This window comes from Paenibacillus sp. 7523-1 (assembly GCF_002276415.1).
Taxonomy (GTDB): Bacteria; Bacillota; Bacilli; order Paenibacillales; family Paenibacillaceae; genus Paenibacillus; species Paenibacillus illinoisensis_A.
The window spans coordinates 49,672-62,943 of the sequence record NZ_NPBR01000008.1; the positions used below are offsets into that span (position 1 = coordinate 49,672).

Annotated in this window: 15 protein-coding genes; 5 read left to right on the forward strand and 10 right to left on the reverse strand. The window is 47.8% G+C overall.

What is annotated here, in order from left to right:
* Positions 1–3: 3 nt before the first annotated feature.
* From CHH60_RS09160 to CHH60_RS09175, 4 genes are all read left to right on the forward strand, one after another.
* Positions 4–1,155: a THUMP domain-containing class I SAM-dependent RNA methyltransferase gene (locus tag CHH60_RS09160; protein WP_095358946.1), complete on the forward strand. Its 1,152-nt coding sequence runs from the start codon at positions 4–6 to the stop codon at positions 1,153–1,155.
* Positions 1,156–1,358: 203 nt separating this feature from the next.
* Positions 1,359–3,353: an LTA synthase family protein gene (locus CHH60_RS09165; RefSeq protein ID WP_095358947.1), complete on the forward strand. Its 1,995-nt coding sequence runs from the start codon at positions 1,359–1,361 to the stop codon at positions 3,351–3,353.
* 81 nt (positions 3,354–3,434) lie between these two features.
* Positions 3,435–3,839, forward strand: coding sequence for a cytidine deaminase (locus tag CHH60_RS09170; RefSeq protein ID WP_095359223.1), 405 nt, complete (start codon positions 3,435–3,437; stop codon positions 3,837–3,839).
* A 215-nt stretch (positions 3,840–4,054) separates the two neighbouring features.
* Positions 4,055–4,792, forward strand: coding sequence for a DsbA family oxidoreductase (locus tag CHH60_RS09175; RefSeq protein WP_095358948.1), 738 nt, complete (start codon positions 4,055–4,057; stop codon positions 4,790–4,792).
* A gap of 147 nt (positions 4,793–4,939) precedes the next feature.
* On the opposite strand, the gene CHH60_RS09180 is transcribed toward CHH60_RS09175, so the two are convergent.
* The 3 genes from CHH60_RS09180 to CHH60_RS09190 form a co-directional block, all read right to left on the reverse strand.
* The gene (locus tag CHH60_RS09180; protein ID WP_095358949.1) at positions 4,940–5,845 is read right to left on the reverse strand and encodes a prenyltransferase; all 906 of its coding nucleotides are present in this window, start codon (positions 5,843–5,845) and stop codon (positions 4,940–4,942) included.
* 300 nt (positions 5,846–6,145) lie between these two features.
* On the reverse strand, positions 6,146–6,976 hold the full coding sequence (locus tag CHH60_RS09185; RefSeq protein WP_095358950.1) for an aldo/keto reductase: 831 nt from the start codon (positions 6,974–6,976) through the stop codon (positions 6,146–6,148).
* A gap of 179 nt (positions 6,977–7,155) precedes the next feature.
* On the reverse strand, positions 7,156–7,437 hold the full coding sequence (locus CHH60_RS09190; RefSeq protein ID WP_095358951.1) for a hypothetical protein: 282 nt from the start codon (positions 7,435–7,437) through the stop codon (positions 7,156–7,158).
* Positions 7,438–7,665: 228 nt separating this feature from the next.
* Here CHH60_RS09190 and CHH60_RS09195 point away from each other — a divergent pair, with 228 nt between their 5' ends.
* Positions 7,666–8,037 (forward strand): hypothetical protein, encoded by a 372-nt coding sequence (locus tag CHH60_RS09195; protein ID WP_141236945.1) that lies wholly within the window; start codon positions 7,666–7,668, stop codon positions 8,035–8,037.
* A gap of 79 nt (positions 8,038–8,116) precedes the next feature.
* Here CHH60_RS09195 and CHH60_RS09200 read toward each other — a convergent pair whose 3' ends face one another.
* The 7 genes from CHH60_RS09200 to CHH60_RS09230 all read right to left on the reverse strand — a co-directional run bounded on the left by CHH60_RS09200 (position 8,117) and on the right by CHH60_RS09230 (position 13,264).
* Complete coding sequence (locus CHH60_RS09200) at positions 8,117–8,338, reverse strand: DUF1450 domain-containing protein (RefSeq protein WP_095288055.1); 222 nt, start codon at positions 8,336–8,338, stop codon at positions 8,117–8,119.
* Positions 8,339–8,359: 21 nt separating this feature from the next.
* Entirely contained in the window at positions 8,360–8,662 is a 303-nt protein-coding gene (locus CHH60_RS09205) for a heme biosynthesis protein HemY (protein ID WP_095288056.1), read from the reverse strand.
* A gap of 149 nt (positions 8,663–8,811) precedes the next feature.
* Positions 8,812–9,063, reverse strand: coding sequence for a hypothetical protein (locus CHH60_RS09210; RefSeq protein WP_095358953.1), 252 nt, complete (start codon positions 9,061–9,063; stop codon positions 8,812–8,814).
* Between the two features lie 148 nt (positions 9,064–9,211).
* A complete protein-coding gene (locus tag CHH60_RS09215; RefSeq protein WP_095358954.1) occupies positions 9,212–10,444 on the reverse strand; it encodes a M14 family metallopeptidase in 1,233 nt (410 codons plus the stop codon).
* A gap of 237 nt (positions 10,445–10,681) precedes the next feature.
* A complete protein-coding gene (gene racE / locus CHH60_RS09220) occupies positions 10,682–11,491 on the reverse strand; it encodes a glutamate racemase (protein WP_095288100.1) in 810 nt (269 codons plus the stop codon).
* A gap of 229 nt (positions 11,492–11,720) precedes the next feature.
* Positions 11,721–12,116, reverse strand: a complete 396-nt coding sequence (locus tag CHH60_RS09225) for a YtxH domain-containing protein (RefSeq protein WP_095358955.1) — start codon at positions 12,114–12,116, stop codon at positions 11,721–11,723.
* A 182-nt stretch (positions 12,117–12,298) separates the two neighbouring features.
* A complete protein-coding gene (locus CHH60_RS09230) occupies positions 12,299–13,264 on the reverse strand; it encodes a DUF4261 domain-containing protein (protein ID WP_176476021.1) in 966 nt (321 codons plus the stop codon).
* Positions 13,265–13,272 lie beyond the last annotated feature (8 nt).

The window sequence follows — 13,272 nt, forward strand, 5'->3', positions numbered from 1 at the left end:
CACATGGCTCAATTGCAATTAATTGCGACCTCAGCAATGGGACTTGAGGCTGTTGTAGCTCGGGAATTGAAACAGCTGGGGTATGAGGATGTTACGGTCGAGAACGGCCGGGTTGTATTTACTGGAGACTATATTGATATTTGCCGCTGCAACTTGTGGCTGAGAAGTTCTGACCGTGTCCTTATCAAGATGGGTGAATTCCCGGCAACCACATTTGACGAATTGTTTGAAGGTACCAAGGCACTCCCTTGGGAAGAATGGATCCCAGCGAACGGTGAATTCCCTGTTGAAGGCCGCTCCCACAAATCCCAACTGAGCAGCGTCCCTGCCTCGCAAGGTATCGTGAAAAAAGCAATCGTTGAGAAGCTGAAGCTGACACATAACACCGAATGGTTCCCCGAGAACGGGGCTCGTTATGTCATTGAAGTGATTTTGCTGAATGACCGCGCCCTGCTTACGCTCGACACGACCGGACCAGGACTTCACAAAAGGGGTTATCGTAAACTGGTGACTGAGGCTCCGCTGAAAGAAACACTTGCCGCAGCGCTTATTCAGCTCAGCCGTTGGAACGTATCTCGCCCCTTCTATGATCCGTGCTGCGGTTCAGGCACCATGCTGATTGAAGCAGCCATGATCGGGTGGAACATCGCACCAGGACTGCGCCGCTCCTTCAACTCCGAGAATTGGGATGTCATCCCTAAAGAACTGTGGGAACAGGCTCGTGAGGAGGCATTTGATGCGGTTCGTGACGACGTTCCATTGCAGATTTCGGGTAGTGATATTGACCCTGAAGCGATCGAGGTAGCTCAGGCAGCGATCAAAAGTGCCGGTTTTGCCAAGGATATTGAAGTCAGCGTACTGCCTGCGCACCGTGCCAGACCTCAAGGGCAGTACGGTGTAATTATCACCAATCCGCCATATGGTGAACGCCTGAGCGAAGAGAAGGACGTCTTGAAGCTGATCCGCTCCTTAGGCCGCAGTTATCTCGAGATGCCGACCTGGTCCTTTTTCGCCATCACTTCAACCAAATCCTTCGAAGAAGCTTTTGGCCGTAAAGCGGACAAACGCCGCAAACTGTTTAACGGACGCATTGAAACCCAATACTACCAGTACTTGGGGCCGTTGCCTCCGCGAAATTCATCACCGAAACAGTAAAATGATACGATTTAAACAGAACGCCCCTGCCTTCAAGGCTGGGGCGTTTTTTTGTACGGTTATGCAACCAACGATCTGCATGAAGCACTTCCGCTAGGGGTATAGTTGAAATGCCATGAAGGAGAGCTATAATGAATGGAGCCCTGTTTTTACACTCCGTTAACATTAGATGAACAAAACACTGCAACTGGGAGGGAACCGAGATGGTCATCTCACAGCCTACACGCAGCATGACGCCGCGTAGGCTTCTTAATCATCCACTTACGTTATATCTCATTTTTCTAGTGCTGATGCTGCTGAAACTCATGTGGCTTCATCACAACCTGCATGCCTATAACATCACCATGGGTCTTCTGGATAAAGTCATTGCGATCGGCTCTTTGCTACTCCTGTCCTTCTGGACCTGGTGGCTGCCTAGACGGGGTATGATATTATCTCTTGTCGTGCTCAATCTGCTCCTCACAGCGCTGATCTATGCCGATATGGTTTATTATCGATACTTTCAGGACTTTCTAACGATCCCTGTGTTAATGCAGGCCAGACAAGTTGACGCTCTGGGCGACAGCATTGCTACGCTCATACACGCCAGTGACTTGTGGTTCTTCGCTGACTGGCTTGCCATCATTCCGTATGGGGCCATCCTGCTATTCAGCAGGCGTAATCGTATATCCCGTTTGTCTACAACCAGTAACGGGTTGGGGAATTACTCCAATGACCACGGCAAGAAAAAAGGCATACGCAGACTCACTGCAGGCGGCATTGCCTTGGTGCTTGGACTGTGTCTTGCGGTGGGGCCAATCTATTTTTACAGTAAAACGTGGGCCAAGGGGCTGTTCGACAATAATTGGTGGAACGTCTCCATGTACAACGTGACCGGACTTCTCGCTTTTCATGGATATGATCTGTACAACTATGCAAAAGACCATATCGGTTCCGGCCCCGAAGCCGATCCTGCAGATGTCGAGCAAGCCAAATCCTTTTTTGCTGACAGACAGAATAACGCTTCTAGTGAAAATGCCCTGTTTGGCAAGTACAAGGATAGTAATCTCATCATCGTTCAAGGAGAAGCCTTCATGAATTTCATGATCGGGCAAAGTATCGGTGGTCAGGAAATCACGCCGCATTTTAACGAACTAATGAAGGAAAGCCAATATTACAGTCATTTTTATCACCAAACAGGTCAGGGCAGAACATCGGATGCTGATTTTGGAGCCAATATCTCACTCCACCCACTGCCTGTTGGATCAGCTTTTGTTCGTTACGCAGACCACGCGTATGATTCTTTGCCTTCAATACTGAAGGACAATGGTTACAGCACCAATGTTTTTCATGCGTACGAGAGTGGATTTTGGAACCGTTATACGATGTATCAGAACATGAACTACGACAAATTTTACAGCAAAAATGATTTTGAACAGGATGATCCACTGGGCTGGTCCCTGTCCGATGAGTCTTTTTTAAGGCAATCCGTTCAGAAGATGGACAGCGAGGTTACCGAGCCGTTCTATTCCTTCCTCATCACACTCAGCAGTCATCATCCTTACGCACTCCCGCAGGATAAACAGCAGCTTGATGTAGGTGAGTTCGAGGGCACGATGTTTGGTGATTACCTGCAATCCGTTCATTATGTGGATTCTGCGCTGGGCAGTATGGTGGAAGATCTGAAGAACCGGGGATTATGGGACAAAACCATCTTCATGTTCTATGGGGATCACGATAATTCGATCAAAGAACAAGCGCAGTATGAACAGTTCCTTGGACGGTCCCTGAATGAACTGGATATGGAGCAAATCATGAATGAGGTCCCGCTGCTGGTGCATCTGCCGGACGGAGCCGAAGCAGGAACCGTAGACCAACCTGCCGGACAACTGGATATCACTCCATCAGCGCTTCATTTGCTCGGCATCCCAGATGAATATTATCACATGGGGAACGACATCTATGACGGATCATCCCGAACCGTTGTATTGCGAAGTGGTGCATTCACTGACGGTTCCGTATTTTATATCCCTTCAGACGATTATATTTACGAGAACGGTTCATGTTATGATCTGTCCACCCGCAACAAGACAGACATCAGTGCGTGCAATTCCGGACATGACGAAGCTTCGAAGAGATTGCATGTGTCCGATACCGTCATAACGTATGACCTAATCCGGCGATTCCGTGAAGAGAACAGCGCAGAACCTGCATCCTAGATGAAACTACTGCCAATGTCTTCGTTTAGCAGCTTTTGATAAAAGGAGAAACATAGAATCATGACAATTCAATCAGAACCCTTGTCCATTGAACAAAAATTATATGATGAAGCAGCGAACTTTGTGAAGCATCGTTACCCTCAGGGTTGGGGTGGTGCAGCAGCAGTTTATACCGCAACGGGTTCGCTGTTAATCAGCATTGCTCCAGAAGTGATCAATGATGCCACACACCTGTGCATGGAGACGGGCGCCTACCTCGAAGCACATAAATTAAACGAGAGAGTTACTCACTCCATCTGCGTGGCACGAGATGACGAACATTCGGAATTCAAAGTTCTCACTCCTTGCGGGGTGTGTCAGGAACGTTTGTTTTTCTGGGGTGAAGATGTCAAAGCCGCTGTATATGACCCGGATGGAAGGTTAATTTATAAAAGACTGGACGAAATCCAGCCTTACCACTGGTCCCAGGCATACCGGGATAAATAGTGATATTATTCCGCTTCTTTACGTAATTCAAGTATTCAGGCACTTTCGAATCGCAGACTTCCACCTTTATTTACCACAAAAGTGTTAAGCGTGCAGCCCACCGCATGTTTAACACTTCTTTTTTGGGGACCGGTCCGATACCTGCCTTGCGTTATTCAGAAAGTCGCTTTATAATTGTAACTAAAATAGTTTCATTTATATGGAGGTTTAAAAAAATGATTATTGAAATATGGTCCGACTTTATGTGTCCTTTCTGTTATATTGGCAAACGCCGTTTGGAAAATGTATTGGCTCAGTTCCCACACCGTGACGAAGTGAAACTGCAATTCAAAAGCTTCGAGCTGGATTCTAATGCTGAACTGAACAGCGGCAAAACGAACGCGGAATATCTGGCTGCCAAATACAATATGAGCGTGGAACAGGCAAAAGGCATGAATGCTCAAATGAATGCCAATGCTCGTACGGCCGGATTGGAATATAACATTGATGAGATGATTCCAACCAACTCGTTCTCCGCACACCGCCTGACCCACTGGGCAGATACACAAGGTAAAATGCTTGAACTCAGCGAGCGTTTGTTCAAGGCCATTTTCATGGAAGGCAAACATGCTGGTGACACGGATGTACTGATTCAACTGGCCGAGGAAGTGGGTCTGGATCGCCACGCAGCTGCCGAGGTGTTGGCCAGCAATCAATTCGCGGAGCAGGTTCGTGCAGATCAGGCTGAAGGCGAGCAATTAGGCATTCGCGGCGTGCCATTCTTCGTATTCGACCGCAAATTCGCGGTATCAGGCGCGCAGCCGGACGACGTGTTCCGGGATGCCATTCAGAAGGCATGGGATGAGCGTTCCCCTTTTACCATGGTTGAATCCAGCACAGCTAACGCTGATGCCGGCGGTGTGTGCACTGATGATGGATGCGTAGTCCCGCAATCCGATAAACCATCCAAATAACACAAAAGCAGCAGGAACAGGGGCACTCCCCCTGAACCGCTGCTTTTTTTCAACTTAAACCTGATTAATTCATACGAAAAATTCATCCATATAGTATAAAAAATCCGGTCTGCCTAATGCAGAACCGGACCCTATTTACTCCCTCTTTTAGAGCAGCAGCCCTACGCACATGATCAGACCACAGAGCACAGATGATTGCTGGGAAGCTCCCATAAGGGGAAGATACGTCTCGGACGGATTAACTTTGCCCAGTGACTTATAAACCTTATACATTGGAATAACGGAAATAATCGCGACAAGACCATAAACGGGCAAAGCATGGAACACTACACTTATGATCAAAAGAACATAAGCAAGAATTGTCATCAGCTTGGATAGACGAAGCGCCCGCTCTTCCCCCCACATAACAACCAGCGTCTTCTTGCCAATTTCACGATCCGCACGCCAGTGCAGAAAATGATGGTTAAATAGCAGCATGGTGGTCAGCATGCCGACCGGCAAGGACAGCAGCAGCGGCGAAAGCGCAAACTCTCCTGTCTGTACATAGTAGGCACCCAAAACTGGCAGGATACCGAAGGAAATAAATATCCCAATTTCACTATAGCCTTTACCGCGGTAGCCGAATTTAATGGGCGGCGCAACATAGAAATAAGCAATCAAAGCACCGATCAGCGCAATAGCCAGAATCGGCCAACCGCTGACGATCGTAAGAATGAGACCACAAGCCCCAGCCAGCACAAGGAATCCCCAGGTAATTGCCGCAAATTTCTTCTCGGTCATGGTTCCCGAAGTCAGAAACCCGGAGTGCGTCGAAATCGCGCCTTCAGTCTCCGTTGCTTGGGTATCGGTTCCGTTTCGATAATCCCATAAATCGTTTACCATATTGGAAAAAATATGAGCTGACACCGCGCCTACTAGCGTTAGCAAAAACAAAAGAATACTAAATTCCTTCTGCATGGCGTAGGCAGAGATGGTACCTAGTATTACTGGAACAACCATTACCGTTACGGAATACAGTCGGGTCATATTTTTAAATAAAGCCCAATTACTCATGATGTATATATGCCTCCTATGATGCTAAATCTTTAACACTTTGTGACGACGTTCACATAATATTAGATTATACACCAAATTGACATTGTTGTGATAGGAAATTTTTGTTCGTTATTAGGACTGAATCTTCAGTTACCTGCGTTAAACGTTTTTCTTTATCAAAAGCCTCACATAGGCAGCTTCCCTCTCGAATCCAAGTTAGGCAGCAATGATGAAAGATAGAAAAGGCCCTCTCCTTCTTGAAGAGGACCTTTCAGTCTATGGCACGGTGCATGATTTAGATATTCCTTATATCCTCACTCAATCCCAAAAGAGTTGATCCGGATGCGGCCCGGTTCTCTTATCAGAATCCAAGGCATCAATCGATCTGAGCTCATCCGGCGTTAACTCAAAATCAAAAATGTCTGCATTCTCTCGAATCCGTTCGGGTGTAACGGACTTCGGTATGGTCACAATCTGATTTTGAATATCCCAGCGCAAAATGATCTGTGCCGGTGTCTTTCCATATTTTTGGGCAAGGGCCTTCAACGTGGATTCATTGTTCAGTTTCCCTCGCATGATGGGGCTCCAGGCTTCCAGCTGAATCCCCTGTTCCCCGCAGAAATCCTGCAATTCCTGCTGAATCAGACCCGGGTGCAGTTCCACCTGATTGACTGCAGGTACCGTTCCACCTTCATCTATAATTTCGCGCAAATGATGGATTTGGAAATTGCTCACACCAATCGCCCGTACGCTTCCTTCGCTATATAGACGTTCGAATGCTCTCCACGTCTCCTTGTACTGGTCTCTTCCCGGCCAGTGAATCAAGTATAGATCAATGACGTTCAATCCCAGTGCCTTCTGACTGGCCTCAAATGCTTTGAGTGTTGAATCAAAACCCTGATCTTCATTCCAGAGCTTAGTTGTCACGAACAGCTCATTGCGGGCAATTCCACTGCTTGCTATGGCTTGTCCCACTTCTTCTTCATTCCCGTAGACCGATGCCGTATCAATACTGCGATATCCTACTTCCAATGCAGTCTCAACTGCTTGCTGCACTTCCTTACCCTTTGCTCTATATGTTCCAAATCCTAGCCAAGGCATCGTTACCCCATTATTCAGAATCGTGCAATCTGTAATATGTTTGGTCATCCTGTACCTCCCGTATGGAATTTGGCTGCTCAAGGTTTATTAACCTTCTGACAGAAATTTAAGCGTTTCCTTATCTTCCTGTACAGGCGACCTATTTCCGGAAGATTCTTGAAAAGGCAGCATGAGAAAAAGAACCCGCAAGGCTCTATGGCATGCGGGTTCTGGTGTGACAGGATCAGCTATTGATTCCCTTGCCCGTTCTGACTCTGGATGGAGTTCAATCTTCTCTTCTCCTCAGAGAACATCTCTTCTGCCAGCTCAACACCCTGTCCTCCAAGCGAACGTTCAGCCTGAAGCATCGCCTGCTCCGTATGCGCCAATCGGCGCTCGGCCTGTTCAATGGTCTGCTCTGTTGGATGTGACATGGCCTGAGATACGGCAAAATGAAGTTTGTTCACTGCATTCTGCGCCTGAGATACGGTCGTATTCGCTTGCAAACTGGAATCATAACGCTTCGGCATGAGTATTCCTCCTTGGGATCATGTTCCTGTTACCCCTTTAGGATGGATGATGAGGTCCTGCCTTATTCTTCTTTTGCATAAACAATTTATGAATGTCATGTCGTGACTCCATTTAAACCTTCATAATCCCATGGTTGTAACCTTCTCCTAACTCACTGCGTTTATCTTATAGATGACTTTTTAGAAGAAAGAGGTGGTTGGTTGAAAAACCTGAGGATTCCGGTCATCATGTTGACTTTGTTATTGATAACCAGTGGCTGTGCCTCTGCAACGTATGAAATAACGGGTTATACAAGTTCTCCCATTATTGATGATATTCCAGTTCCAACGAATGCCAAACCATTAAAAGTCACGACAGATTCAGCAAACCCCAATATCAAAATAAGTGAAACGTATGAATTGAAACATATCGGAGGTGAACAAGGCCTTTATACACCTGCTGATTATTTTCAGAAATTACACGATGAAGGATGGGTAGAGTTGGAGGAGAACCGAATGGGACATGTTCATTTCCTCAAAAAAAACGACACGGTAGTCGCTATCGAAATACGTGAGGATACCTTTGAAATTCATGAAATGGAAAAAGACGCTCCCTTATAATCCTCCCTAAGTGTTCTTGGAACATTGAAATACTACCAAGTTATCACTGCGCACAAAAAAAGAGAGGCATCAGCCTCTCTTACTTCACGAATTTCGCAACTTTTGCCAGCACTTCTTCTTCTGTCGGCGCACTAATGTACCGACCGTTGATAAACACAAAAGCACGCTTCGCACACGGACCACAGTACGATTTGCACCCAATCTTGATCTCCGTATCCGGAGCCATTTTCTCCAGCTTGGGTACAATCGACTTCAGTCTGATATGATTACACTTTTCGCATACGCGGATATCGTTAGCCATGAGTTCCCCTTCTTCGCGGCCTTAGTGGTCGCCGTGGTTGCCTTTGGAAGGGTTCGTGATGACAAATCCTTCTTGAGGAAGGTACAGGTAGTCAATTTTAACGCCATCCAGAAGCGGTTGATCATTCTCTAGAATAACATCGATCTCTTTGTCCGTAGATACTACGGTATCGTTTTCTTTCGGCGTGTCCAGATCAAGACCGTAGTGAGCGTGGTCACCGTGAGCATGCGTGATAACTACACGAAGTTTTTTCCCTTCGTTTTCGGGCTTGTCCAGCTCCAATTTCAATACTTTGGCAGCATTACGAGTAATTTTGCAGTTCATTTCGACTTCATCTCCTATATTGTAATTGCTGGTTCCAACAATTTCAGCATTTCTAAACTCCAGCATCTATTGTAAAGAAAGTTACTCCGCTTCGCAATAACATTGATGCAAAATCAAAGGTAAACCGTATCGATTCACCTTGTGCCCCTTTAGACGCGGGAGGGCAGCACCGGATATTTACGCTCCGCACGGCTGACAAACCAGTTCATCAGCAGCAAAGTAACACCAATATCATCAATAGGCATAAATGGCATGACATCGGGTAGAACCCAATACAGTATGACCGGGATGATGAACAGCAGTTTCTCATGCAAAGGGATCTGCGGAGCCCGCAACAGGCGGGGCAGTCTCTTGAACACTTCAGTCCATCGTTTGAACGACAGCAGTCTTCTCCACTTCATGTGAACCCCTCCATATTCTTCATGAGCCAATAACGGCACATGATCGTATTCCTCTCATTACCCTTTTAAGAATGGTATGATAACCCAAAAAAGACGGGACGCTGTCACAGCGCCCGTATGTTTTATACGAAATGGGATGCTAGAAGTTTCATGACAGAGCTTCGTTTCCGGTCTCCCCATCCGACAGCAGCTCAGCCAGCAGCAGACCTACCTCGACACAGATATCATCAAACTGTTCAACAGGTAGTGGGTTGACGCCAAGTCCGACTTCCACCGTGAAGCCCGGCTTCCGAAACTGTTGAATAAACCAGTCCTTGTATCCCGCATCGCTTCCACCTAATTTAACGGCTTTGTAACCCGAGGCCCGTGCCAACCTGCGCGATAACGGCGCACTCTCTCTGGGCTCTAAATCACGGTAATTCCAATAGATCTCTTGCCCCTGACTGTGCAGGGAAACGACAGCAGCGAAGCGGTGTTGTTCTGTCCACTCTGCAAGTGCCTTTGCTTCTGGCTCAGATAACGGTGCCTTGCCTGCATAATCTCGGGGACCGGGTGATGTAATGCCTCTCCGCGCAGCCTCTTCCTCCCAGTGAGCCGGAAATTGATCGTTCAGATCAACCCCTCTAATATTGGCTTTCCAATGGGTAAAATGCGGACGACCGGCATTCCATGCAAGCAGCTGCTTGGCATGTGGATGTCTATTCACTACACCCTCCTGGACGAGCTCCACGCCATCCGGATTGACCATAGGCACGACCCACAACGTCGTTTCCTGCATCCAACGCTCTGTCCTGAATTGCTGCCAAGGCACACTGTCAGTGTATGCCCTCGCATATTCTTCAATAAAGCGCATGATTACCGCACTCGTAAGCCATTCATTGGCATGGACGGACGCATTAACATGAATATGGCGCGGTCCTTCACCAATCCTTACGTAGGGTATAGCCTTCCCCATGACGCTTGCACCGATTATACCTGTGGAGATGAACGGATATCGCTTCTCAAGCAAAGCGACATCCCGGCTCAATTCACGGTAACCGTATTCACCCTGTAACCTGACAATAGTTTTGCCATTTGAATCCGGAATATGAATACATCGCCCACACCAATCCTCAACGTTCGCAAACTCGGGATTGGCGTCACGCAGCTCTTTTTCATTCAGGCCAAAACGTTTTGCGATCCACCCCACGTTTTCCCCAGGCTGAACAGCATATCTGCGACCGGTTCCCGGCAGGATTCGCAGCATCTGCCCGGCAAACAAGTAGGGTTGTGCCGCTGCCTCCGGGTTCAGGGCAGCCAGCAACGCCCTCGTCATGTGGTGAGCAGAAGCAATACGGGATAAGGTATCCCCTGACTGAACAATAATCCACTGAAGCTCCATGGTGTCTCCTTTCCCGGCAGGAGAATGCAGTTCTCCCCGTCCTATGCTCTTATTGTGCTACCCTAATATGTATGCGAACCCGGTTGTCCGTCATGTGACATGAATCACGCGAGCCTTTTCCAAGCGCTGTTATCCGTATAAATAAAAAACCGGAGCGCCAGGGCTCCGGATGACTGATGAGTGCAGTGGGTTAAGCTTCAACCTCAACTCCAAATATGAAAGGGTAATACTGCTAAGTTACGTTAAACGGGTGACCTGCCACACGACAGGTGTTTTCGAGATCTGTTCTCCCAACCACTGGCGGGTAATATTCTGGAACATGCGCGGGTCTCCCGTACAGAAAAATTGATGCACCGGTGTCTCATCCCCACTTGCCAGCTTTCGTTTATCATACAAAATCGTACTGATTTCCCTCGCCGTCTCATCTGCCGAACTGATCAATTTCACTTCCTGTCCCATGACTTCCTGGATTGTTTCCATGAGAAATGGATAGTGGGTACAACCCAAAATGAGACAGTCAATTGGCTGTTGTTTGATCTGACCCAACGACTGCTCCACCGCAAGTGTTGTTTGTTCGGAACGAAATTCACCCTGCTCTACCAGGGGCACCAATGCAGGGCAAGCCTGACTGACGACATCAATATAGGGGGATAACTGCTTAAGTGCTGAAGTATATGCACCACTTCCTATCGTTCCCACTGTACCGATTACGCCAATGCGTCCTGTTCGAGTAGCCGTAATGGCAGCACGCGCCCCGGGATGGATGACCCCAATGACAGGCACATTCACCTTCGCCCGGATATAGTCAAGGGCTGCAGCCGTGGCTGTGTTACAGGCGATAACGATAACCTTCGGATCGAACTGGATCAAGAAATCAACGATTTGTTCCGTAAATTGTTTAACTTGTTCGGACGAACGGGGTCCGTACGGTGTCCGGGCAGTATCTCCAAAATAAATGATCTTTTCCCGCGGGAGCTGACGCATCACTTCCTTGGCGACGGTCAATCCCCCTACACCGGAGTCTAATATAGCGATTGCTTGCTGCACGAACACACCGCTTCCTTCTTCATTGAATTGGTTCTGATAACGATTTGGGTTCCAGAGCTTTCTTCCTACCGTATGATTATTCCGGCAAAAAGGTACCTACATCTTACCCGATTTCATCTTAGGGTTCAAATAAAACAACGCACGCTGCGGCTTCCACATCATTGTCGCACACAAACAAGCAGGCTCCCCTCATTCTTCGAGGAAAGCCTGCTTATTGCCCAGCAATGTTTCAGCTATTATCTTTCGAATCATCTACAGGCAGCTTCGCAACAACGTTAATGCCAGACTCATTATCATCATTATTCACAGCAGAGTCTGCAGACGTATCCGAGTCGGTAATGACTGCAGATACGCGTAATTCCTTCCCTTCAGCGCAATTCCGCCAGGATTGGATATCCTGAATGACAACGTCTGCCGTTTCTTTCACTTTGGATACGATCTGTGAGCTTTGTTCGCCGACCTTAACGGCCAGTTCCTGACCTTTCTCGGTGACCTGACGCGCACCTTCTGAAATATCCTGACGCAGCTCACGTCCAGATTTTGGCGCCAACAGCAGTGCTGTAACAGAACCCACTACCGAACCGATCAATGCTCCCCACAACAAACTTTTGTTTGAATCCTTCACGTTGCATCTCTCCCTTTACCTTAATGAAGTACCGGATACCACCAAGCAACAAGACATCTTGATGCTTATTGATCCGGGCGAATGCCTACTCTGTTGATGCAGTATAAGCAGCAAGGGCTTGACCTGACACTCCAGATAGCAAAAACTTTTTAAATCCCGTATTGGGCATTAGAATGTCAGCATTAATGATGCCGAGATGATTCGAGCGGCTGTGCAGCATGTGCATCTCCCGGGTCAAGATCAATGACATAACGGCCAGGCGCAATCAGCGCAGTCTGATGCTCACAGCGCCAGCGTCTTCCTCCAGAAGAGCCCAGTGTTTGTCCGTCCTGCAGAACATCACCCTGATCGAATATGTAATAGGCCGCCCCAAGCAATGTCTGAGCTACCGTATCCGGATCCAGTCCCGTAAAGTGACACTGCACATCGGGAACACCAAGTGCAGACAACCCAACGGTATCCATAACCAGTTCACGCTGTTCTTCGGTTCCACCTGCCTGATACATGCGGACATTCATTGCTCCATAGAGATGTTCTTCCCGCTTCTGTGACTGAATGTAAGCCTCCGGCTCGACCAGCTTGTCGCTGCCGTACCAATACATTCCATCACAAGGCAGAACTTCCATGACTGCCTGGAGCGTATTCTGGAACAATTCCAGACGCTGTTTGCGAGACATGGCTGCAGAGAACATATCATGAAGACGGATCGAATACTGCGCTGACTTGACGGCATCTCCTGCTTCCGGCCAGTGCCAGGCTTGCTGAACCGCCCCACCGAATCGGGAACGATCCTTGATCTCGTTCACAGGAAGCATGCAGGTCTGTGCAGGTATATTCCCTTCCTCAAATGAAACCGGATGATCCATATGATAGAAAACAAGCATGTCCAGGTTATTCTCTGAAGGTTCACTTTTCCCGATCTCCGTCTCGGTTTCATCCGTCTTATTCTGTGAGGAGCGTTGATCATTGACCTGCTTCACAGCCAGACGCACTTGTCCGGTATAACGGGTAAGTGCATTCTGCAACCGCATCCGATCTATTATAGGTTGCTCTCGAAATAACAGCTCCACCATATAAACAGGGTGAAAGCCGGAAGGAATATCATTCGCTTCATTTTTCTCTATTTCATCTTGCCTTTCATTTGTCATGCTGGTTC